We start from the raw sequence: 22,946 nt of genomic DNA on the forward strand, positions 1-22,946 counted from the left end.
CACGCACATGAAACTGTTTCCGCTGCACATCCTCCCGAACGATACCAAGATCGACTTCATGCGCTGGCGCCATGTCGCGATGGTCGTCACGATCATCGTGTTCCTGGCCTCGATCGGCATCATCGGCTTCAAGGGCTTCAACTACGCTCTGGACTTCACCGGCGGCACCCTGATCGAAGCCCGCTTCGAACACGCGGTGGATGTCGAGGACGTCCGCAGCAAGCTTGAGCAGAACGGCTTCGACGGCGCCCAGGTACAGAGCGTCGGTGGCAACACCGACCTGCTGATCCGCCTGGCCCCGCACGGTGAGCACGCTCCGGGTACCGGTGGCGCCTCGGCCGAGGACAAGGCGACTGCCGCGGCCGTGGTCAAGGCGGTCTCTTCGGCTGACAACCAGGCCACCGTGCTGCGCAACGAGTTCGTTGGCCCGCAGATCGGCAAGGACCTGGCGATGAATGGCCTGTACGCCACCATCTTCATGCTGGCCGGCTTCCTGATCTACATCGCGGTGCGTTTCGAATGGAAGTTCGCGGTCACCGCGAGCATCGTGGCGATGTTCGACCTGATCGTGACGGTGGCCTACGTGTCGCTGCTCGGCCGTGAGTTCGACCTGACCGTGCTGGCCGGCCTGCTGTCGGTGATGGGCTTTGCGATCAACGACATCATCGTGGTGTTCGACCGCGTCCGCGAGAACTTCCGCAGCCTGCGCGTGGAGCCGATGGAAGTGCTGAACCGTTCGATCAACCAGACGCTGTCGCGTACGGTGATCACCGCGGTGATGTTCTTCCTGTCCGCACTGGCCCTGTACCTGTACGGTGGCAGCTCGATGGAAGGCCTGGCCGAGACGCACATGATCGGTGCGGTGATCGTGGTGCTGTCCTCGATCCTGGTGGCAGTGCCGATGCTGACGGTCGGCGCGCTGCGCGTGACCAAGCAGGACCTGCTGCCCAAGGCCAAGGACGTCGAGGCCCTGGCGCGCCGTCCGTAAGCCTCTGCTGCACGCAGTACACAGAGAACCCCGCGCAAGCGGGGTTTTTTGTTGGCAGGGCTGCGCCCTGCACCCGCAGAGGCAAGAGCAACGTCAACGTCCAAAGCGGAGCTGGCTTTCTGCTGGCTGGGCGGGGCCATGTGGGTTGGCAGGACACGCCGTAAACCCGTCCGTGGGGGCTCGATGGCGCCATCCATGGCGCCAACGGTCCTGCCAACCCACATGGCCCCACCCCCGAAAGATTCCTGCGGCTGCTGGTAGGTGTCGACCTTGGTCGACACATCTGTCAGATATCGAATGAACTCATCCGTGTCGACCAAGGTCGACACCTACCAGGGCCGGACGCTGTTCCAACAGATCGCGGGAAACTGTCGAAGGCGGGGTGGGTCCGGTGGAGGGGGTGTGAGCGGCATGGATGCCGCGACCAAGCCCCCATGGACGGGTTCACGGCGTCCCCCTCCACCGGACCCACCCCGCCATCTCACAGGAACCCAGCTTTTGACGTTGCTCCGGTCTCTGCGGGTGCAGGGTGCAACCCTGCAAAACAAACTCCACCCTACGCCGCCGTCGGTTGTGCAATCTTCCCCCGCGCACTACGATCCTGCGGTTCGCGCGCACGCGCGCGCCACGTATTCCTGCTGAGCGCCCCGCGCGCCGCACCTGCCAACCCGAGGTCTTCATGGTCATCAAACCGCGCGTCCGCGGCTTCATCTGCGTCACCACCCACCCGACCGGCTGCGACGCCGCCGTCAAGCAGCAGATCGACTACATCCGTGCGCGCCCGCCGATCCAGAACGGCCCCAAGCGCGTGCTGGTGATCGGCGCCTCGACCGGCTACGGCCTGGCCGCGCGCATCACTGCCGCCTTCGGCAGTGGCGCGGCAACCCTGGGCATCTTCTTCGAGCGCCCAGGCAGTGAAACCAAGCCGGGCACGGCGGGCTGGTACAACTCGGCGGCGTTCCACAAGTACGCCGACGAAGCGGGTCTGTATGCCAAGAGCATCAACGGCGATGCGTTCTCCGATGAGGTGAAGGCCAAGACCATCGAGATGATCAAGGCCGATCTCGGCCAGGTCGACCAGGTGGTCTACAGCCTGGCTGCACCGCGCCGCAAGCATCCCAAGACGGGCGAGATCATCAGCTCCACGCTGAAGCCGATCGGCGAGCCGATCACCCTGCGTGGCCTGGATACCGACAAGGAAGTGCTGACCGAAACCCACCTGCAGCCGGCCACCCCGGAAGAAATCGCCGGCACCGTCGCGGTGATGGGCGGCGAGGACTGGCAGATGTGGATCGACGCGCTGGCCGATGCCGGCGTGTTGGCCAACGGCTGCACCACCACGGCCTTCACCTATGTGGGCGAAGAGATCACCCAGGCGATCTACTGGAACGGCTCCATCGGTGCTGCCAAGAAGGATCTGGACGACAAGGTGCTGGGGCTGCGCGAGAAGCTGGCCAGGATCGGCGGCGATGCGCGCGTGTCGGTGTTGAAGGCGGTGGTGACCCAGGCCAGCTCGGCCATTCCGACCATGCCGCTGTACCTGTCGCTGCTGTTCAAGGTGATGAAGGAAAAGGGCACCCACGAAGGCTGCATCGAGCAGCTCGACGTGCTGTACGACATCCTGTACGGCGCCAAGGCCGATGGCGTGGCGGTCGATCGCCTGCGCCACGATCTGGTCGATGGCGATGGCCATACCGTTGCGCTGATCGATGAGGAAGGACGCCTGCGCGCCGACTACAAGGAAATGGCCGCTGACGTGCAGGGCAAGGTGCTGGCGCTGTGGCCGCAGGTGACCAACGAGAACCTGTACGAGATCAGCGACCTGGCCGGCTACAAGGCCGATTTCCTGCGCCTGTTCGGTTTCGGTGTCGAAGGCGTCGACTACGAAGCCGACGTCAACCCGGACGTGAAGATCGACAACCTGGTCGATCTGACCTGATCAACGGAGAAGGCCGGCGCAAGCCGGCCTTCTTTATGGGTAGCGCCGGGCCATGCCCGGCGAGCGCAGCGGTCTGCTGGCCATCCGCCGGGCATGGCCCGACGCTACCGATGACGTGTCAGCCGAACTCGAAGTTCATCGCCGGCGCTGCGGGGCCGACGAAATCGCCCTGCACGTAATCGACGCCGGCACTGAACAGCAGTGTCATCGAGTTGGCGTCGCTGACGAACTCAGCCATGGTGCGGATGCCGGCTTCCTGCGCGCGTGCGGTGATCTGGCTGACCCGGTCGATGTTCTCGCGGGTGGCGGCCAGGTCGCTGGTGAAACCGCGATCGAGCTTGAGGAACTGCGGCTGGAAGTGAGCCAGCAGCTGGAACGAGTCCAGGCCCGAGCCGAACTGTTCCAGGCCGATCCGGCAGCCGAGCGGTGCCACCTCCGCCAGGAACTGCTGGGCACTGCGCAGGTGGGTGAACACCTTCGATTCCGGCGCATGCAGCCACAGGCGTTCGCCCGGCACGCCGTGTGCCTGCAGCTGCTGGCGCAGCGTGGCGATCATCTTCGGATCATCGAACGATTCCGGCGTGACCTTCACCAGCACCTGGGTGGGATGACCCTCGCGGGCACGCGCGCCCAGCACCGCGATTGCCTGCGAGACGACCCAGCGGTTGATGTCCGCCAGCAGGCCATGTTCTTCGGCAATGCCGAGGAAGGCGGTCGGGCTCAGCAGTTCTCCGTTGTGTTCCAGCCGCAGGTAGGCTTCATACAGCTCCAGCGACTCGCCCTGAAGGTTCAGCACCGGCTGGTAATGCAACTGGAAGCCATCGCCTGCCAGGGCTTCGCGGATGCGCGCGACCCAGCGCTGCACGCGCTCTTCCTCCACGCGATCAACAGCGGCCGGGTCGAAGATGCGGCAGGTATTGCCGAGGGCGGCCGCGGCCTGCGTGCATTCGCTGGCGCGCGCCAGCACCTGGCCGATGCTGGCGATCTTCTCGCCCACCTGCACCCCGCCAATGCTGACGGTCACCGTGGCCGAGCGCGCGCCGATGCTGAAGACGTGTGCGGCGTAGGCTTCGCGGATGCGCTCGGCCAGTGCCACGGTCTGCGCATAGGGGCCGGACTGCAGTACGGCGAAACTGTGTTCGCCGAAACGGGCCAGCTGCGCATCGTCGCCAACGACGTCGGCCAGCAGGGCGGCGAGGGCGCCGATCAGGGCGTCGGCCGAGGCCAGTCCGATATCCGGGAGCAGGCGCGCGTAATGGTCCGGCTCGACCATCAGCAGGCCGAACTGGCCTTCGCTGCGCCCGGCCTGGGCAACCGCGTCCTCGACCTGCAGCATGAAGGTGGGGCGGTTGAGCAGGCCGGTGACCTGGTCGCGCTGGCGCAGGTCCTCGACCTCGCGCGCCAGCTCCGGGTCGAATTCCATGCGTCGGCGGAACACCACCTGCAGGCAGGATTCGCCCTCGTAGGTGGCTGCGGTGAATTCCATCGTCGCCGGGAAGGCGCTGCCGTCCTGGTGGCGGGCATCCAGCTGGTACTGCGGCGGCGGTGCATCGCCGCGGCTGAGCGACTTCAGCAGCTGCTTGAAATCATCCACGTGCTGGGCGGCAACCATGTCCAGCAGCGAGATGCCTTCGACCTCCTCGAAATCCTCGTAACCGAACATTTCCAGGTAGGCATCGTTGGCGCGGATATGCATGCCTTCGTGGACATAGGCAATCGGCTCGCGCGAAGAGGCGATCAGCGCGTCGCAGCGACGCTCGGTCTCGCGCATCTGCGCTTCGATCCGGCGCAGGCCGCGGCGCGCCTGCAGGTCGACCCACTGGTCGCGGACCACCGCCAGCAGGTGTTCGCCGCGCTGGCGCAGGGCGAGGGCGCGAACCCCGTTGCTGCTGGCCTGTACCAGTTCGTCCTCGTCGATGCGTTCGGCCAGCAGCACCAGCGGGATGTCCTTGCCGCTGGCGGCGATGTGCTGGGCCACCAGTGGCAGCGGAATGCTCTGCGAGGGCGCAGCCAGCACCAGGTCGATCGCCTGGCTGGCGAGCACCTGCGACAGCTCGGCCGAGTCCTGCGGGCGCCATGGGCGCACGGCGATGCCGCTGTTGCGCAGGGTGCTGACGATGGCTTCGGCGTTCTCGCCGCTGTCATCGACGATCAGCAGGCGGATGGTGATGTCGTTCGCGTTCTGCATGCACTGCTCCCCAATCTGCAAATCTAGATACACGATGCGTGGCGGCGCGTCCATGCGCGCAACGGTTGCGTGCATGGAACGGCGATGCGGTTCACACCACGCCGCCGGCCGCGTGCCCGCTGGCCCAGGCCCACTGGAAGTTGTAGCCGCCCAGCCAGCCGGTCACGTCCAGCACCTCGCCGACGAAATGCAGGCCGGGTACGCGCTTGGATTCCAGCGTCGAGGAAGAGACCTCGTTGGTATCGACGCCGCCCAGGGTGACTTCGGCGGTGCGGTAGCCCTCGGTGCCGCTGGCCACCAGTGGGAACGCTGAAAGCACCTGTGCGGCCTTGCGCAGGTCCGGCTCGTCCAGCTGGCGTACCGGGCGGTCGGGCAGCCAGTGCTCGCACAGGCGCTGCGCCAGCCGCTTGGGCAGCACATCGCCCAGCACCGTGCGCAGTTCCGCGGCGGGGCGTTCGCGCTTCATCCGGCGCAGCCATTCGGCGGCATCCTGGCCGGGCAGCAGATCCAGCGACAGCGCGTCGCCGGGCTGCCAGAACGAGGAAATCTGCAGGATGGCCGGACCACTGACGCCACGATGGGTCAGCAGCATGAAGTTGCGGAAGCGGGTGCCGTTGCTGCTGGCCTCGACCGGCAGGGCGACGCCGCTGAGCTCGGCCAAGCGCTCCTGGTGGGTGCCGCTGAGGGTCAACGGCACCAGGCCGGCTCGGGTGGGCAGCACCTGGTGGCCGAACTGGCGCGCGATCTCATAGCCGAATCCGGTTGCACCCAGGCTGGGAATGGACAGGCCGCCGGTGGCGACCACCAGCGAGGCGCAATGGAACAGGCCGTGGGTGGTGTGCACGCGGAAGCCGTCAGTTCCGTGCTCGATGCGCTCCACGCTGCACTGAGTGCGGATCTGCACGCCGGCCTGCTGGCACTCGTCCACCAGCATCTTCACGATCTGCTTGGACGACACATCGCAGAACAGCTGGCCCAGTTCCTTCTCGTGATAGGCGATGCCATGGCGCTCGACCATCTCGATGAAGTGGTACGGCGAGTAACGCGCCAGCGCCGACTTGCAGAAATGCGGATTGGCCGACAGGAAGTTGGCCGGGGTGGTGCCAGTGTTGGTGAAGTTGCAGCGGCCACCGCCGGACATCAGGATCTTCTTGCCGATCTTGTTGGCGTGGTCGATCACCTGCACATGCCGGCCTCGCTGGCCCGCCGTGATCGCGGTCATCAGCCCGGCAGCGCCGGCACCGATCACCAGCACGTCGCAGCGGATCGCGCTCATGCCTTGGCGCGCTTGCGCCAGTTGGGGATCACGTCCAGCTGCATCTGATCGTTGAGCAGCTGCACTTCGGCGTCCTGGATCAGCACGCTCCAGCGCATCGCACGCTGGATCTGCTGGCCCCACAGATCGACGAAGCCGCCGTCCAGGTCGACCACCGACAGGTTATCGAAGCGGGCCAGGCCCTTGCCCTGCTTCTGCCACCAGATGTCCGATGCATTGCCGCCGTAGTTGACCACCTGCACCTGCCGGCTGCGGTTGCTGGCCTTGCGGATGCGCGACTCGTCCGGATGGCCGAGGTCGATCCACTGCAGGATGTCGCCGGTGTAGTCGTGTTCCCACAGGTCCGGTTCGTCGTCGGTGCTCAGGCCGCGGCCGAATTCCAGGCGGTCGCCAGCGTTCAGCGCGAAGGCGAGCAGGCGCACCATCAGGCGTTCGTCGGTTTCGGACGGATGCTGGGCCAGGGTCAGGTTGTGGGTCGCGTAGTAGCCGCGATCCATGTCGCTGATCTGTAGTTCGGCCTTGCGGATGGTGGCGGTGAGGGCCATGAAGATCCAGAGGGGTAAAGACCGTCAATGATAGAGGTTTGCCCCGGGGGTGTCCGGTATGGGGGTGTCGGCAGGGCGTGATCGGTGGCACGCTGGCCGCCCTGATGCTTCCGGCGTGCCCTGTCGTATGTCCCTGCCCAGCCGACTTCAGCTGCCGCCCGGTGACTGGAATTCCCTGCTGGAGGGCCTGTGTGCGCGCTTCCCGCGCATCGACCGGCTGCAATGGGAGAGTCGCTTCGCACGCGGGCGGATACAGGACGCACAGGGCAGGGCGCTGGCACCGGACATGCCGTGGCAGGTGGGGCTGGAGATCCGCTACTTCCGTGAAGTGGCCGATGAGCCGGTGATTCCCTTCGAAGAGAACATCCTGCATCACGACGCTCACCTGCTGGTGGCCGACAAGCCGCACTTCCTGCCGACTGCGCCGGCCGGCGCATTTGTGCGCCAGACCCTGCTGGCACGCCTGGTCGAGCGCACCGGCAACGCCGACCTGGTGCCGTTGCACCGGCTGGACCGGCTGACGGCCGGCCTGGTGCTGTTTTCCACCCAGCCGCAAACGCGCGACGCGTACCAGAGGCTGTTTCGTGAGCGCCGCATCGAGAAGACCTACGAGGCGCTGGCGCCGGCCTTGCCGGACCTGCGGTTTCCGCTGGAGCGGCATAGCCGGCTGCAGCCGGGGGAACCGTTCTTCCGTATGGCTGAAGTTCCCGGCGAGCCGAATGCGCTGACCCGTGTCGAGGTCATTGATGCGCACGGCCCGGTCTGGCGCTACCGGCTTGCGCCCGAGTCCGGGCGCAAGCATCAGCTGCGCGTCCATATGGCCGCGCTCGGGGCGCCGATCCTGGGGGACGAGCTCTATCCGCAGCTGCACATGCGGCCAGAGGGTGCGGCCGAGCCGCCGTTGCAGCTGCTGGCGCAGGCGTTGGCCTTCGATGATCCGTTGACCGGCCAGCGACGCAGCTTCCGCAGCACGCGCACCTTGTGCGTTCCCGGCTGACGCACAGCCGGATTCACCTGCCCGGTCGTCGCGCCAGCCAGCGGTCCAGCTCGGCAGCGAACAACTGGCGGTCGCGCGCGCCGAGCGGCGGCGGCCCGCCGGTCTGGACGCCGGCGCCACGCAGTTCTTCCATGAAATTGCGCATCGACAGCCGCTCGGCCATGTTGTTGGGGGTGTACAGCTGGCCGCGCGGGTTCAGGGCCACGCCCTTCTTCTCCAGCACCAGGGCCGCCAAGGGGATGTCCTGAGTGACCACCAGGTCGCCGGCAGCCATCCGTTCGACAATGGCGCTGTCAGCCACATCCAGTCCCTGCGGAACCTGGATGGAGCGCAGCCAGCGCGAAGGCGGGGTGCGGATCCACTGGTTGGCGACCAGGGTCAGCTCCACGCCGACCCGTTCAGCTGCGCGGAACAGGATGTCGCGGATGACAACAGGGCAGGCGTCTGCGTCCACCCACATGCGGAGGAGCAGGGGTTCAGCTCGGGTTTCAGCTTCAGTCATTTACCCAGTGTAGGGTAGGAAAAACCTGAATGGGGACCCGGGTTTAGCCTCGATCTGGTGCAACCCCTTGCCCTGTCTAGGGGCTGGCCGTTTGACGCTGAATATCATGGCTATCGCTTTTTGCTCAAAACACGCGTATCGTCTGGCCCACTGTGTTTGCTAGGGTCACCGTGAATCGTGGCCTGGTGCAGTTGATCTCACGATCCGCTCATCGATCCGCTTTACCAACGCCTGCAACTCAGTCTCGGCCCCGATACCCGGTGGCTGCGATTTTTTTCAACATGTGTTTCAGGAGTTAGTAAATATGTCTGATCGTCAGACCGGCACTGTCAAGTGGTTCAACGACGCCAAGGGCTTCGGCTTCATCACCCCGGAAAGCGGCCCGGACCTGTTCGTGCATTTCCGCGCGATCCAGGGCACCGGCTTCAAGACCCTGCAGGAAGGCCAGAAGGTTACCTTCGTCGCCGTCCAGGGCCAGAAGGGTATGCAGGCTGACCAGGTGCAGGCGGTCTAATCCGTCTGCTACCGTTTGGTAGCCAAAACGCCGGGAGCGAAAGCTCCCGGCGTTTTTCGTTTGCGTCGCACGACGGGTTCAACCCGCAGCCAGCGCCCGCTCCAGCAGCTGGGTTATTTCCTGGTACTCGGCGCGTTCGGCTGCCGGAATGCGCGACAGGATCTTGCGCAGGACATCAACCACCTCCGGACCCACCGGCACTTCCATCCATTGCAGGTGGTAGGCCGCCAGTATCCGGCTGTCGTCATCGCTGGAATGGAGCTGACTGAACAGCAGCGGCAAGGCTTCGGGCTTCATGCATTCACCCAGCGCGTCGGTGCAGCGTTGCTGCCAGAACGCGGGCTGCGCTGCGATCAGCTTCTGCAGGCGCTGCCAATCGTGCGCTTCGAATCTGCGCAGGACGCCCTTGGCAACGTGCTCGCAGATGTACTGCGTCCAGTTGTGGTCCTCGGATTGCCCGAGGTAACCAAGCAGTGCATCGAAGGGCGGGGTGTCCATGCTGGCAGGCCTTCCACGGCCGGGCAGGGTAGCAGACACCTGCATGCACCAGGCCGCGCTACCATCGGGCACCTTTCTGCGGAAGCCGCCCATGCGCATCGTCCATCATCTGGAAAATTCCCGTTCGCTTCGCGTGCTGTGGATGCTGGAAGAGCTGGGGCTGGACTACGAACTGCGCCGCTACCCGCGCGACCCGAAGACCCTGCTGGCGCCGCCGGAACTGCGCCAGGTGCATCCGCTGGGCAAGGCGCCGGTGCTGCAGGATGGCGACCTCATCCTGGCCGAATCCGGCGCCATCCTTGACTACCTGGTTGACCGCTACGACGTGCATCGCCAGCTGTCGCCGTCGCCGGTACCGGCCGAAGGCAAAGAGCGCATCGATTACCGCTACTGGCTGCACTATGCCGAAGGTTCGGCCATGCCGCCGATGCTGCTGACCCTGGTGATCAGCCGCATCCGCAGCGCGCCGATGCCGTTCTTCGCGCGGCCGATCGCCCGCAGCATCGCCGACAAGGCCGAGCGCGGTTTCATCGGCCCGCAGCGACGCCTGCATCTGGACTGGATGGAACGGCGCCTGGCCGAAAGCCCGTGGTTTGCAGGCGAACGCTTCACCGCTGCGGACATCCAGATGAGCTTCCCGATCCAGGCGGCGGCCGCACGCGGCGGCGGGCTGGACGACAAGCCGGCGTTGCGTGACTTCCTCAAGCGCATCGGCGAGCGTCCGGCCTACCGGCGCGCCGAGGCACACGGCGGGGCATTGCAGGCCCTGCGCGGCGATTGAGGATGGTCGTCGCCGCCCCCATGCTTTGCCCATGGATACCACTGCCCCCCAGTTCGACAACTGCCTGCTGAATCTGCTGCCGGGCGATCCCGAGTCCGGTCCGCGCCGGCGCGAGGTGCTGGGTGCGGCCTGGTCGTCGGTGATGCCGACGCCTGTCGCAGCGCCGGTACTGCTGGCGTGGTCGCCAGAGGTTGCCGGGATGCTGGGGTTCGATCCTGCGCAGGTCGATGACGAAGGCTTCGCCGAGGTGTTCGGCGGCAACGCGTTGTATGCAGGCATGCAGCCGTGGGCGGCCAACTATGGGGGCCATCAGTTCGGCCATTGGGCCGGTCAGCTCGGTGATGGCCGCGCCATCTCGCTGGGCGAGGTGATCGCCCCCGATGGCCGGCACTGGGAGCTTCAGCTGAAGGGTGCCGGGCCGACCCCGTATTCGCGCGGCGCCGACGGCCGTGCGGTGCTGCGCTCGTCGATCCGTGAATTCCTGTGCAGCGAGGCCATGCATCACCTGGGTGTGCCGACCACGCGCGCCCTGTCGCTGGTCGGCACCGGCGAAGACGTGGTGCGCGACATGTTCTACGACGGTCATCCGCGCGCGGAGCCCGGCGCGATTGTCTGCCGGGTATCGCCCTCGTTCCTGCGCTTTGGTTCGTTTGAACTGCCTGCTTCACGTGGCGAGACCGCACTGCTGAAGCAATTGGTCGAGGCGTGCATCGCCCGCGATTTCCCGGAGCTGAAGGGGCAGGGCGAAGCGCTGTATGGCGACTGGTTCGCACAGATCGCCGTGCGTACCGCAGAGATGATCGCGCACTGGATGCGCGTGGGCTTCGTGCATGGGGTGATGAACACCGACAACCTTTCCGTGCTCGGCGTGACGCTGGACTATGGCCCCTATGGCTGGGTCGAAGACTTCGACCCGGACTGGACCCCGAACACCACCGATGCGCAGGGACGCCGCTATCGTTTCGGCACCCAGCCGCAGGTGGCGTACTGGAATCTCAACCGGCTTGCGCAGGCGCTGTCGCCGTTGTTCGCCGACGTGCAGCCGCTGCAGGCAGGGCTGGCCGCTTACCAGGCGACCTTTGTCGCCTGCACCCGTCGCGATGTTGCGGCCAAGCTGGGGCTGGCCGCGGCCGACGATGCCGATCTGCAGCTTTACCAGCGCTGGCAGCAGCTGATGCAGGACGGCGGCATGGACATGACCCTGGCATGGCGTGCGTTGATGCGCATCGATGCCAACGCACCCGATGCAAGCGTATTGGCCGAGGTCTTCTACGACGCCGAGCGCCAGCACGCGGTGCAGGAACCTCTGCAGCAGTGGCTGCAGGAGTACGCGGCGCGGCTGCGTGCCGATCCGCTGCCGGCAGCCGAGCGTGTCGCCAAGATGGGCACGGCCAATCCGCTGTATGTGCTGCGCAACTGGCTGGCACAGGAAGCGATCGACCGCGCCGAGCAGGGCGACCTGGGCGGTGTGCATGCCCTGCAGGACGTACTGCGTGATCCGTACACCGAACGCCCGGGGCTGGAACATTACGCCGGCAAGCGGCCGGCGTGGGCTGACGACCGCGCAGGCTGTTCGATGCTTTCCTGCAGTTCGTAGGGTTTTCCTTTGCAGGGCTGCGCCCTGCCCCCGCTGTAGTGCCGGCCGCTGGTCGGCAACCTCAGCGGCAGCAACAGCAACAGCAACAGCAACGTCGGGATTCCGAGGGATGGCAGGGCACTGTGGGTTTGCGGGGACGCCGTGAATCCATCCCTGGAGGCTCGGTCGCGGCATCCATGCCGCTCACACCCCGCAAACCCACAGTGCCCCGCCTTCGACAGTTGGCCGCGATCTGCCGGATCTGACCCCGATCTGTTTCGAGATCTGTGGCTCTGACTCCACGCAGGTGCAGGGCTGCAAGCCCTGCAAACACCGCGCCTACAACGATGGTAGTACCCATTCAGTGCGATATTCGCACACGCAGTCGATTACCGCACTTGAATGGTGCAGTGCGATAAACCTACTTTCATTTCCGCAGTTTCATAGCAGTCCAAGCGATCCACCCCTGGCGGGGCGAGGGCAGCAGCCGGTCCGGTGCTGATGCCAGGTGCAGGGGGAAGGCCGCCGGATTTTCCTTCCTCTGCGCGGAGTGATCGCATGCGCCGTCGTCTGTCCATTGTTTCCCTGTCCCTGCTTGCCGTGCTGCCGTCGCTGGCGCTGGCCTACCAGGCCGAACCGCCGCGCGAAGCACTGCAGGTGCTGCGCGTGGACCGCTACGCCGACGACGCCAACGCCGGCTCGCTGCGCTGGGCGATCACCACTGCCAATGCGGCGCCGGGTCGATACCGCATCGAGATCGCGGCCGTTGGCGCTGCGCCTTACGTCATCACGCCGGCCACGCCGCTGCCGGAGATCAAGGGACCGGTGCAGATCATCGGCACGTCCTGGCAACGCGATGGCCAGTACGTCGCCATCGATGGCTCGGCCTACGTGACCGGCACCGGTACCGATGCCTGCCCAGGCGCCGAGCCGGGCCAGTCCGGCACCAACGTGCGCACCACCACGCTCCCGGGCCTGGTCCTGCGCGATACCCAGGGCGTGGAGCTGGCCGGCCTGGAGATCCGCAATTTCTGCATCGGCGTGCTGGTCAACCGCTCCAGCCACAACGAGATCCATGACAACCGCATCGTCGCCAACAAGGGCGGTGCCGGCATCATGCTCACCGGTGATGACGGCAAGGGCCAGTCCACCGCCACCACCACCGTGCACAACCGCATCGTGCGCAACGTATTCCTCGATAACGGCGACGGCCTGGAGTTGACCCGCGGCGCGGCCTGGAACCTGGTGGCCGACAACCTGTTCCAATCCACCAGGGCCAACCCGGAACCCTCACAGGGCATCGAGATCCTGTGGGGCAACGACAACAGCGTGGTCCACAACCGCTTCGTCGATTACTCCGATGGCCTGCAGATCAACTGGGGCAACCGCAACTACATCGCGGCAAACACCTTCACCGGCAATTCGCTGGGCCTGAGCATCACCGGCAGCGGCAACGTGGTCGACGGCAACACCGTCACCGGCAATGGCATCGGCATCGGCGTGCGCCCGCAGCCGGTCAGTGCGCCGAACCGCTTCACCGGCAACCGCATCTACGGCAACGGCCTGCCGATCGAGCGCTGCGAAGCCGGCGGCGCCTGCGTGAAGGGCCAGCCGCGTGGCGCCATCGTGTTCGGTGTGCCGGGCCTGGAGCACGCCAGCTTCGTCGGCTCCCGTGGCCGTGGCGTGGACAACGATGCGTCCAAGCGTGCGCGCATCTGCACCGCTGCCGGCCAGGCCGGCTGCCAGCCGCTGCCGAACCTCGGCCAGGCCGCGCCGCAGCTGACCGCGGTGCAGGGCAAGGGTGCGCAGCGCCAGCTGACGGGTCGTTTCCAGGGCGTGCCTGATACCCGCTACCAGGTGGAAGTGTTCGGCAACCGCGCCGCCACCGGCAACGAGGCCGAGTGGGTGCTGGGCAGTGTGGAAGCACGTACCGACGCGCAGGGGCAGGGCAGCTTCACCTTCCCGCTCGGTGCAGGGACCGACGCTGCCGCTGCCGGCAGCCTGACCGCCACGGTTACCTCGGCGCAGGGCGCCACATCCCCCCTGAGTGCGCCACTGTCGCTGCGCTGATCACCTCCACGAGACCGCGATCATGAATCCTGCGAAACCTGTTTCCCTGGGCCTGCTGGCCGCCCTGCTGCTGCCAGCCGTGGCCAGCGCGCAGTCCAGCAACCGCTACGAAGGCAAGACGCTTACCGGCGACTGGGGCGGCACCCGCACCGAACTGTTCGAGCGCGGCGTTGCCTTCCGCGGCGACTACGTGGGCGAGGCCATGGGCGTGGTCGATGGTGGCTACGGCGAAACCGGCGCGCGCTATGCGCAGCAGGTGCGGGTGGGCGTGGACCTGGACATGGGCAAGCTGGCCGGCTGGGACGGCGGTGCGTTCCACTTCACCCTCAACGATCGTCGTGGCCGCAGCACCTCGGTGGACTTCGTCGGCAACCGCTTCCCGATCCAGGAGGCGTATGGCGGCCAGTACACGCGGCTGACCGAGCTGAGCTACGACCAGACCTTCAATGCGGGCCGGTCGTACTACAAGCTGGGGTACTACGCGATGGGCAACCAGTTCGGCCTGCACAGCCTGCTGACCCACTTCGTCAACGCCGCATTCTGCGCCCACCCGCTGGCGATGTCCGGCAACAGCGGCTGGTACAACTATCCGATGGCACGCTGGGGCGGTGAGTTCGCCCAGCAGATCAGCCCGGCGGTGAACGTGCGCACGGGTTGGTTCCAGGTCAACCCGAACCTGGGCGGCAACATCGAACGCAACGCATTCCGTCCGTTCGTTTCGGGCACCACCGGCTCGCTGTTTCCGGTGGAGGTGACCTGGACGCCGGCCAAGGGCAGCCGCTACGCCGGCGTCTACAAGTTCGGTGGCTACTACGACACGTCGCGCGTGGACAAGCGTGGCCTGGATACCTCGCCGACCACCGGCCGCCACGGCGCCTACGTGCTGGCCGAACAGCGCCTGACCCAGGAATCGGCCGACCCGAGCCGCGGCCTGACCGCCTTCGCGCAGTACATGGTGTCCGACACCGATACCGCGCAGATCAAGCGCTGGTACGCGCTGGGCGGCGTCTACCAGGGCATCGGCGCGCGTGCGCAGGACAGCATCGCGCTGGGCTACGTCGGCGCTGACATCAACCACCGCCTGGTCGATGCGCGGCGCGCCACGTTGGCCGCCGGGGGCGTGCCCACCGATTCGCCGCTGTACAACCTCAGCCAGGCCGAGGAGCTGTTCGAGCTGTCCTACAGCTTCCAGGTGAACCCCTGGCTGATGATCCGCCCGGACGTGCAGTACATCGTCAACCCGGGCACGTTCAATTACAGCGGTACCGACAACGCCTGGGCCGTAGGTGTCCAGGCCAAGGTGACCTTCTGATGGCCGCGCGCTCCTTCCATGCTGTGGTGACTGTGATGAAAATTCCGCTCGCTTCCGTTGTCCTCGCCGGCGTGCTCGCCTCCTCTCCCTTGCTGGCCCTGGCCGCGCCGCCACCGGCGGTGCTGCAGGTCGGCCAACTGCGCATCGGCGAGGGCAGTCCGCGCACCATCGTACCGATTACCGGTGCCACCGCGGACGTCGCTCTGCAGCAGGCCGCGGCCATCGCCGCCAGCAGATCCACCGACATCGCCGAGTGGCGCATCGACTACCTGGACATCGCCACCGATGGCAAGGCGCTGGTCGCGCTGGGCAAGCGCATCCAGGCCACGCTGGGGGGCAAGCCGGCCATCGTGACCTTCCGCACGAAGGCCGAAGGGGGCGCCAAGCCGATCAGCGATGCCGACTACGGCAAGCTCTACGCTGCGCTGCTGCGCGGTGGTGTCGCCCAGCTGATCGACGTGGAGATGTTCCGCGATGCGAAGGTGGTGCAGGCGCTGGTGGCGCAGGCCCACAAGGCTGGCGTGAAAGTGGTGATGTCCAGCCATGACTTCCACGCCACGCCACCGCGCGAGGAAATCGTCTCACGCCTGCTCAAGCAGCAGGCCCTTGGCGCGGACGTGCTGAAGATCGCGGTGATGCCGCGCGACGCTGGCGATGTGCTGGCGTTGCTCGATGCCACCTGGCAGGTGCGCCAGCAGAGCGACAAGCCGCTGCTGACCATGTCGATGGGTGGTACCGGCGTGGTTTCGCGCCTGGCTGGCGAAACCTTCGGCCAGGCTCTGACCTTCGGCATGATCGGCACTCCGTCGGCGCCAGGCCAGGTCGAGGTTGATCGCCTCCAGGACGTCCTGCAGGTCATCCATGCATCCAGCCAGGCCGGTCACTGAGACCTTCCCCGCCGGACTTTCCACCGCACCACGCTGTTGCAGGAAACCGCACCATGAGCCACGCCTCCGCCGCCGCACCGTCGCTTGTCCTTGAACGGATGAGTCCCTTCCAGTGGACCGCCATCGCCATCTGCGTGCTGTTGAACATGCTTGATGGCTTCGATGTGATGGTCATGGCCTTCACCGCGCCGCATGTTTCGGCGGACTGGGCGCTGTCGGGCAAGGTACTGGGGCTGATGCTCAGTGCCGGGCTGGTCGGCATGGCGCTGGGTTCGTTCCTGCTGGCACCGCTGGCCGACCGCTGGGGGCGGCGGCCGATGATCGTCTGCTGCCTGCTGATCCTGACCAGTGGCATGGCGCTGTCCGCGCTGGCCGCCGACGCCTGGCAGCTGGGTGCGCTGCGCGTGTACACCGGCATCGGCATCGGCGGCATGCTGGCCGGCGTGGGGGTGATCACCGCCGAGTACGCCAACGCCAAGTGGCGCAGCACCGCTGTCGCGCTGCAGGCCACCGGCTACCCGATCGGTGCGACCGCTGGCGGTCTGCTGGCTGCGTGGATGCTGGAGCACTGGGCCTGGCACAGCGTGTTCCTGGTCGGCGCAGCGGCATCGCTGCTGTGCATTCCGCTGGTGCTCAAATGCCTGCCCGAATCGCTGGATTTCCTGGTCGCGCGTCGCCCGGCCAGTGCCTTGCCACGCCTGAACGCGCTGCTCTCGCGCATGCGCATGCCGGAGCTGCAGGCGCTGCCGCCAGCGCCGGTGCGCGACGGCCAGCGCCAGGGCTATGCCGCGCTGTTCGTGGGTGACCTGCGCCGTGTCGCGCTGCTGATCGCACTGGCGTTCTTCCTGCACATGTTCGCGTTCTATTTCGTGCTGAGCTGGACGCCGAAGCTGCTGGTGTCGGCCGGCGTGTCGGCGCAGCAGGGCATCACCGGTGGCGTGCTGTTGAACCTGGGTGGCATCGTTGGCGGCAGCCTGTTCGGCTGGCTGGCCTCGCGCTGGTCGCTGTCCAGGCTGACGGCCGGCGCGCTGCTGCTGGCGATGGTCTCGATGCTGGGCTTTGCGGCCTTCAACACGCAGCTGGGCGTGGCCTTCCCGCTGGCCTTCGTGATCGGTGCGGCACTGTTCGCAGCGATGGCCGGCCTGTATGCGGCCGCGCCGGTGGTGTTCGCCGCCGAAGTGCGGACCACCGGCCTGGGCTGGGCCATCGGCATCGGCCGGGTCGGCGCGATCCTCTCGCCGCTCACCGTGGGTGTTCTGGTCGATGGTGGCTGGCAGCCGTCCTCGTTGTACGTGCTGTGCGCTGCGCCGCTGCTGCTGGCGGCATGGGCGTGCCTCGGCCTGCGCGTGGGCGTGGGTCAGAACCGGCGTTGAACCGATGGCCGGAGCACGTCACTCAATGTGCGATTATCGAATCGAATGGCCGAATATCGCATTGACCGGGCGACGTGCCATGGCGACCATGTCCGGGTCATGTTTTCCCTTCGCAGTGGCCCTGCAGCGTGGCGGTGATGACCGCCGGCAGGCAGGGCAAGGAGCAATGCAGTGATCGACAAGAGCGTAGCCAGCGTGGAAGCAGCGGTGGCCGATATCCATGATGGCGCGACCGTGATGATCGGCGGCTTTGGCACTGCCGGCATGCCCGACGAGCTGATCAATGCGCTCATTGCACAGGGTGCGCGCGAGCTGACCATCATCAACAACAACGCCGGCAACGGCGATACCGGCCTGGCTGCGCTGATCAAGCACAAGCGCGTGCGCCGCATCGTCTGCTCCTTCCCGCGCCAGGCCGATTCGCAGCACTTCGACGCGGCCTACCGCGCCGGCGAGATCGAGCTGGAGCTGGTGCCGCAGGGCAACCTGGCCGCGCGCATCCATGCGGCAGGTTCCGGGCTGGGCGCGGTCTTCACGCCCACCGGCTATGGCACCGAGCTGGCCCAGGGCAAGGAAACGCGCGAGATCGACGGTCGCCACTACGTGCTCGAGTACCCGCTGCATGCCGATTTCGCGCTGATCAAGGCCGACCGCGGCGATCGCTGGGGCAACCTGGTGTACCGCAAGACTGCGCGCAACTTCGGCCCGCTGATGGCGATGGCCGCACGTTGCACCATCGTGCAGGTGCGTGAGGTGGTGCCGCTGGGCGAACTGGACCCGGAGGCCGTGGTGACCCCCGGCATCTTCGTGCAGCGCGTGGTGCCGGTGGCCGCAGAAGGAGTGCAGGCATGAACAAGCTCAGCCGCGAACAGATGGCCGCGCGCGTGGCGCGCGATATTCCCGAAGGGGCCTACGTCAACCTGGGCATCGGCCTGCCGACCACGGTGGCCAACTTCCTGCCGGCGGACAAGGAGATACTGCTGCAGTCGGAAAACGGCCTGCTGGGCATGGGCCCGGCGCCGTCGCCCGGCCAGGAAGACCCGGACCTCATCAATGCCGGCAAGCAGCCGGTGACCCTGCTGACCGGTGGCTGCTATTTCCACCACGCCGATTCGTTCGCGATGATGCGTGGCGGCCACCTCGACATCTGCGTGCTCGGTGCCTTCCAGGTCTCGGCGCACGGTGACCTGGCCAACTGGAGCACCGGCGCCTCCGATGCGATTCCCGCCGTGGGCGGTGCAATGGACCTGGCCATCGGGGCCAAGCAGGTGTTCGTGATGATGGACCTGTTCACCAAGCAGGGTGAGAGCAAGTTGGTGGCCGAATGCAGCTATCCGCTGACCGGCCTGCGCTGCGTGTCGCGCGTGTATACCGATGTGGCGGTGTTCGACCTTGGCGCCGACGGCGCGACCGTGCTGGAAATGGTCGAGGGCGTGGACATCGATCAACTGCGTGAACTGACCGGCCTGCCGCTGGCACTGGCCGAGGGAGCCTGATATGCCCCTGCACGAGACCTATATCGTCGATGGCATCCGCACCCCGATCGGCCGCTACGGCGGCGCATTGTCCGGTGTGCGCGCCGACGACCTCGGCGCGATTGCGCTGAAGGCACTGCTGGCGCGCCACCCGCAGCTGGACCCGGGGCTGGTGGAGGATGTCTACCTGGGCTGTGCCAACCAGGCCGGTGAGGACAACCGCAACGTCGCCCGCATGAGCCTGCTGCTGGCCGGCCTGCCGGTGAGCGTGCCCGGCAGCACGATCAACCGCCTGTGCGGTTCGGGCCTGGATGCGATCGGCACCGTGGCCCGTGGTATTGCTGCCGGCGAGCTCGGCCTGGCCATTGCCGGCGGCGTCGAATCGATGTCGCGCGCGCCGTTCGTGATGGGCAAGGCAACCTCGCCGTTTGCCCGTGACCAGCAGATCGAAGACACCACCATGGGCTGGCGTTTCATCAACCCGCGCCTGCGTGAACTGCACGGCGTGGAGACCATGGGCCAGACCGCCGAGAACGTGGCTGAGCGCTACGGCGTCAGCCGCGAGGACCAGGATGCGTTCGCCCTGCGCAGCCAGCAGCGAACGGCCGCCGCGCAGGCGCGCGGCTTCTTCGACGGCGAGATCGTGGCGGTGGACGTACCGGGCCGCAAACGCGGCGAAACCGTGACCGTCGACTGCGATGAACACCCGCGCGGCGATACCACCGCCGAAGCACTGGCCAGGCTGAAGCCGCTGTTCCGCCAGCCGGGCACGGTGACCGCCGGCAACGCCTCGGGCATCAACGATGGTGCCGCCGCGCTGCTGCTGGCGTCCGGTGCGCAGGTACAGGCGCTGGGCCTGACCCCGCGCGCGCGCATCCTCGGCTTTGCCAGTGCCGGCGTGGAGCCGGCGATCATGGGCATGGGCCCGGTGCCGGCCAGCCAGAAGCTGATGGCACGGCTGGGCCTGGCCATCGACGATTTCGACGCCATCGAACTGAACGAGGCCTTCGCCTCGCAGGGGCTGGCCTGCATGCGCCAGCTGGGCCTGGCCGACGATGCCGCGCACGTGAACCCCAACGGCGGTGCCATCGCGCTGGGCCACCCGCTGGGCATGAGCGGCGCGCGCCTGGCGCTGACCCTGCTGCGCCAGCTGGAGGCCAGCGGTGGCCGCCGTGGCCTGGCCACGATGTGCATCGGCGTGGGGCAGGGCGTGGCCCTGGCCATCGAGCGCGCGTGAACCATCCCCTGATTCCGTAATCTCAAGACAGCTGCGGCTTCCGGGCCGCTCGCCAACAGGAGTACGCCATGAGCGATCCCACCCCACTGCGCGGCTACCGCAGGCCGTACCCCGGCAGCCAGCCGCCGCGCATCCACCTGCCGTACGCCTCCACCGCGCTGCGTGGCCCTGGAACCGACCCGATCGCGATCCCGGTGACGCTCTCGGAAGTGACCGGCCCGAGCATCAACCGCATCACCCTCGGTGAGCATGCCGCCGACCTGACTGCCGGCTTCCCAGGCCAGCCGCAGGGTGAGCGCATCATCGTCAGCGGCCGCGTGCTGGACGAGAACGGCCGCCCGGTGCGCAACACCGTGGTGGAGGTGTGGCAGTGCAACGCCGCCGGCCGTTACCTGCACAAGGGCGACCAGCACGACGCGCCGCTGGATCCGAACTTCAAGGGTACCGGCCAGGTGTTGACCGACAGCGAAGGCCGCTACCGCTTCACCACCATCAAACCGGGCGCGTACCCGTGGCGCAACCACTACAACGCCTGGCGCCCGGCACACATCCACTTCTCGCTGCATGGCGAAGGCATCGGCCAGCGCCTGGTCACGCAGATGTATTTCCCCAATGATCCGCTGCTGGCGTTTGATCCGATCTACAACTGCGTGGACGACGCCAAGGCGCGCGAGCGCATGGTGTCCTCGTTCGATTGGGAAAACACCGCCAACGAATTCGCGCTGGGCTACCGTTTCGACATCGTGCTGCGCGGTCGCAAGATGACCGTCTGGGAGTAACACCATGAGTTTCCAATCCACTCCATGGCAGACCGTGGGCCCGTACTACCGCCTGGGCCTGGAACCGCTGTACCGCACCGACATCGCCCCGGCCATCGCGCAGGGTGAGCGCGTGGAAGTGCAGGGCCAGGTGTTCGATGGCAATGGCGTGCCGGTGTCCGATGCCGTGCTGGAGATCTGGCAGGCCGACGCGCAGGGCATCTATGCCCATGGCGAAGACCCGCGCCGTGACGACCACGACCCGGCCTTCGACGGCTGGGGCCGCGTGCCCACCGACGACCAGGGCCGCTTCGCCTTCACCACCGTCAAGCCGGGCCGGGTGCCGGGCCTGCGTGGCGAGCCGCAGGCGCCGCACCTGGTGGTGCTGGTGTTCATGCGCGGCCTGCTGCAGGCCACCCGTGCACGCATCTACTTCAGTGACGAAGCCAGCAACGCCGAGGACGGCATCCTCGCGCTGGTGCCGGCCGAACGCCGCCACACCCTGGTCGCACAGGCGCAGGGCAAGGGCCTGTACCACTGGGACGTGCGCATGCAGGGCCCGGACGAGACGGTGTTCTTCGCATACTGATCGCGGCGCGCCCGACGCGCCTTCCGGCCATTCCACGCCCGCGTGCGGCGGGCGCGGGTAAGCTGTGATTACTCAGGATGGACTGCACCGATGAGCCACTTCCCAACGCTGCTGGGCGGTCTGTTCGGCGACCCCGCCGTCGACGCCGTGTTCCGCGATGAAGCACGCCTGCAGGCGATGCTCGATGTCGAACGCGCTCTGGCGCGCGCGCAGGTGCAGTGCGGGGTGATTCCCGCAGCCGCGCTGGCACCGATCGAAGCGGCCTGCAGTGCCGATCTGTATTCGTTGCCGGCGCTGTCGGCAGCCACCGCACTGGCTGGCAATCCGGCCATTCCACTGGTCAAGGCACTCACCGCGCAGGTCAAGGCGAACGATGCCGAGGCCGCGCGCTGGGTGCACTGGGGCGCCACCAGCCAGGACATCATCGATACCGGCGCGGTGCTGCAGCTGCGCGCGGCAGTCAGCCAGGTGCAGGCGCGCCTGCGCGTGCTGTGCATGGCGCTGGCGCGGCTGGCCGAGGCCGAGCGCGGCACCGGGCTGCCTGGACGCACGCTGCTGCAACAGGCAGTGCCGGTGACCTTCGGCCTGAAGGCGGCCGGTTGGCTCGACGCCCTGCAGCGCAGCCAGCGCAGGCTGGATGCGTTGGCCGCAGACACGCTGGTGCTGCAGTTCGGCGGTGCCGCTGGCACCCTGGCCTCGCTGCAGACGCGCGGGCTGGACGTGGCCGAAGCCCTGGCTGCCGAGCTGCAGTTGCCGCTGCCGGCATTGCCCTGGCACACCGCGCGTGACCGCATTGCCGAGTTCGGCAGCGTGTTCGCACTGCTGACCGGCAGCCTCGGCAAGATCGCCACCGACATCGTGCTGCTGATGCAGTCCGAGGTGGCCGAAGCCTTCGAGCCGGCGGGCGAGGGCAAGGGCGGTTCCTCGGCAATGCCGCACAAGCGCAATCCGGTGGGTTGCGTGGCCGCCATTGCCGCTGCTACGCGCGTGCCCGGCCTGCTGTCCACGCTGTTCACTGCCATGCCGCAGCCGCACGAGCGCGCAGCAGGCCAATGGCACGCCGAATGGGACACCGTGCCGGAGATCGTGCGCCTGTGTGCGGGCAGCCTGGCCCAGGTGGATGTGGTGGTGCAGGGTCTGCAGCTGGATCGCGAGCGCATGCGCCAGCACCTGGACAGTCATGGCGGCCTGCTTTACGCCGAAGCCGTTGCGGTCACCCTGGGCGAGCGCATCGGCAAGCCGGCCGCGCATGCCCTGGTGGAACAAGCGGCCAGGCAGGCGCTTGCGCAATCGCAGCACCTGCGGGTGGTGCTCGGGCAGATGCCCGAAGTCACCGCGCAGCTTTCCGCCGCACAACTGGATGCCCTGTTCGCCGCAGACAGCTGGCGCGGCATGGCCGATACCTGGATCGACCGCGTGCTCGCGCGCGGCTGATCCTACG

At 67.0% G+C, this 22,946-nt stretch carries 21 protein-coding genes; 16 read left to right on the plus strand and 5 right to left on the minus strand.

The genetic code is table 11. The features are described from left to right. Positions 1–7 precede the first annotated feature (7 nt). On the plus strand, positions 8–988 hold the full coding sequence (secF, locus tag LMF57_RS08205) for a protein translocase subunit SecF (RefSeq protein ID WP_025875120.1): 981 nt from the start codon (positions 8–10) through the stop codon (positions 986–988). A 679-nt stretch (positions 989–1,667) separates the two neighbouring features. Then, positions 1,668–2,927, plus strand: coding sequence for an enoyl-ACP reductase FabV (gene fabV, locus LMF57_RS08210; protein ID WP_025875119.1), 1,260 nt, complete (start codon positions 1,668–1,670; stop codon positions 2,925–2,927). A 118-nt stretch (positions 2,928–3,045) separates the two neighbouring features. Here fabV and LMF57_RS08215 read toward each other — a convergent pair whose 3' ends face one another. The 3 genes from LMF57_RS08215 to LMF57_RS08225 form a co-directional block, all read right to left on the minus strand. Next, the gene (locus LMF57_RS08215; RefSeq protein ID WP_229291187.1) at positions 3,046–5,115 is read right to left on the minus strand and encodes an EAL domain-containing protein; all 2,070 of its coding nucleotides are present in this window, start codon (positions 5,113–5,115) and stop codon (positions 3,046–3,048) included. Between the two features lie 91 nt (positions 5,116–5,206). Continuing rightward, the gene (locus tag LMF57_RS08220) at positions 5,207–6,391 is read right to left on the minus strand and encodes an NAD(P)/FAD-dependent oxidoreductase (RefSeq protein ID WP_229291188.1); all 1,185 of its coding nucleotides are present in this window, start codon (positions 6,389–6,391) and stop codon (positions 5,207–5,209) included. After that, positions 6,388–6,936, minus strand: coding sequence for a YaeQ family protein (locus tag LMF57_RS08225; RefSeq protein WP_025875114.1), 549 nt, complete (start codon positions 6,934–6,936; stop codon positions 6,388–6,390). The genes LMF57_RS08220 and LMF57_RS08225 overlap by 4 nt, the downstream gene beginning before the upstream one ends. 127 nt (positions 6,937–7,063) lie before the next feature. Between LMF57_RS08225 and LMF57_RS08230 the strand changes: the two genes are divergently transcribed. Further along, complete coding sequence (locus tag LMF57_RS08230; RefSeq protein WP_229291189.1) at positions 7,064–7,933, plus strand: pseudouridine synthase; 870 nt, start codon at positions 7,064–7,066, stop codon at positions 7,931–7,933. Positions 7,934–7,946: 13 nt separating this feature from the next. Here LMF57_RS08230 and LMF57_RS08235 read toward each other — a convergent pair whose 3' ends face one another. Next, positions 7,947–8,435 carry a YaiI/YqxD family protein gene (locus LMF57_RS08235; protein ID WP_229291190.1) on the minus strand — a complete coding sequence of 163 codons (489 nt, stop codon included), beginning with the start codon at positions 8,433–8,435 and terminating at the stop codon, positions 7,947–7,949. A 304-nt stretch (positions 8,436–8,739) separates the two neighbouring features. Between LMF57_RS08235 and LMF57_RS08240 the strand changes: the two genes are divergently transcribed. Further along, positions 8,740–8,949, plus strand: a complete 210-nt coding sequence (locus LMF57_RS08240) for a cold-shock protein (protein WP_025875108.1) — start codon at positions 8,740–8,742, stop codon at positions 8,947–8,949. 78 nt (positions 8,950–9,027) lie between these two features. Here LMF57_RS08240 and LMF57_RS08245 read toward each other — a convergent pair whose 3' ends face one another. Then, positions 9,028–9,447 carry a hypothetical protein gene (locus tag LMF57_RS08245; RefSeq protein WP_208082938.1) on the minus strand — a complete coding sequence of 140 codons (420 nt, stop codon included), beginning with the start codon at positions 9,445–9,447 and terminating at the stop codon, positions 9,028–9,030. Between the two features lie 91 nt (positions 9,448–9,538). Between LMF57_RS08245 and LMF57_RS08250 the strand changes: the two genes are divergently transcribed. The 12 genes from LMF57_RS08250 to LMF57_RS08305 all read left to right on the plus strand — a co-directional run bounded on the left by LMF57_RS08250 (position 9,539) and on the right by LMF57_RS08305 (position 22,939). Further along, the gene (locus tag LMF57_RS08250; protein WP_229291191.1) at positions 9,539–10,228 is read left to right on the plus strand and encodes a glutathione S-transferase; all 690 of its coding nucleotides are present in this window, start codon (positions 9,539–9,541) and stop codon (positions 10,226–10,228) included. Positions 10,229–10,259: 31 nt separating this feature from the next. Beyond that, positions 10,260–11,825, plus strand: coding sequence for a protein adenylyltransferase SelO (locus LMF57_RS08255; RefSeq protein ID WP_229291192.1), 1,566 nt, complete (start codon positions 10,260–10,262; stop codon positions 11,823–11,825). 537 nt (positions 11,826–12,362) lie between these two features. Continuing rightward, entirely contained in the window at positions 12,363–13,874 is a 1,512-nt protein-coding gene (locus tag LMF57_RS08260; RefSeq protein WP_229291193.1) for a right-handed parallel beta-helix repeat-containing protein, read from the plus strand. Positions 13,875–13,896: 22 nt separating this feature from the next. Next, positions 13,897–15,186, plus strand: a complete 1,290-nt coding sequence (locus LMF57_RS08265; protein WP_229291194.1) for a carbohydrate porin — start codon at positions 13,897–13,899, stop codon at positions 15,184–15,186. Between the two features lie 35 nt (positions 15,187–15,221). Then, positions 15,222–16,073: a type I 3-dehydroquinate dehydratase gene (gene aroD / locus LMF57_RS08270; protein WP_229291195.1), complete on the plus strand. Its 852-nt coding sequence runs from the start codon at positions 15,222–15,224 to the stop codon at positions 16,071–16,073. A gap of 53 nt (positions 16,074–16,126) precedes the next feature. Continuing rightward, positions 16,127–17,446 carry an MFS transporter gene (locus tag LMF57_RS08275; protein WP_229291196.1) on the plus strand — a complete coding sequence of 440 codons (1,320 nt, stop codon included), beginning with the start codon at positions 16,127–16,129 and terminating at the stop codon, positions 17,444–17,446. 171 nt (positions 17,447–17,617) lie between these two features. Continuing rightward, positions 17,618–18,298 carry a 3-oxoacid CoA-transferase subunit A gene (locus LMF57_RS08280; RefSeq protein WP_208082934.1) on the plus strand — a complete coding sequence of 227 codons (681 nt, stop codon included), beginning with the start codon at positions 17,618–17,620 and terminating at the stop codon, positions 18,296–18,298. Further along, a complete protein-coding gene (locus tag LMF57_RS08285) occupies positions 18,295–18,942 on the plus strand; it encodes a 3-oxoacid CoA-transferase subunit B (protein WP_229291197.1) in 648 nt (215 codons plus the stop codon). The genes LMF57_RS08280 and LMF57_RS08285 overlap by 4 nt, the downstream gene beginning before the upstream one ends. Positions 18,943–18,949: 7 nt before the next feature. Then, complete coding sequence (gene pcaF / locus LMF57_RS08290; RefSeq protein WP_229291375.1) at positions 18,950–20,158, plus strand: 3-oxoadipyl-CoA thiolase; 1,209 nt, start codon at positions 18,950–18,952, stop codon at positions 20,156–20,158. A gap of 68 nt (positions 20,159–20,226) precedes the next feature. Further along, complete coding sequence (gene pcaH / locus LMF57_RS08295; RefSeq protein WP_229291198.1) at positions 20,227–20,937, plus strand: protocatechuate 3,4-dioxygenase subunit beta; 711 nt, start codon at positions 20,227–20,229, stop codon at positions 20,935–20,937. Between the two features lie 4 nt (positions 20,938–20,941). Next, complete coding sequence (gene pcaG, locus LMF57_RS08300) at positions 20,942–21,505, plus strand: protocatechuate 3,4-dioxygenase subunit alpha (RefSeq protein WP_223482279.1); 564 nt, start codon at positions 20,942–20,944, stop codon at positions 21,503–21,505. Between the two features lie 90 nt (positions 21,506–21,595). Next, a complete protein-coding gene (locus LMF57_RS08305) occupies positions 21,596–22,939 on the plus strand; it encodes a 3-carboxy-cis,cis-muconate cycloisomerase (RefSeq protein ID WP_059063875.1) in 1,344 nt (447 codons plus the stop codon). Positions 22,940–22,946 lie beyond the last annotated feature (7 nt).

Origin of the sequence: Stenotrophomonas sp. SI-NJAU-1, assembly GCF_020883215.1 — a bacterium.
GTDB classification, from domain to species: domain Bacteria; phylum Pseudomonadota; class Gammaproteobacteria; order Xanthomonadales; family Xanthomonadaceae; genus Stenotrophomonas; species Stenotrophomonas indicatrix.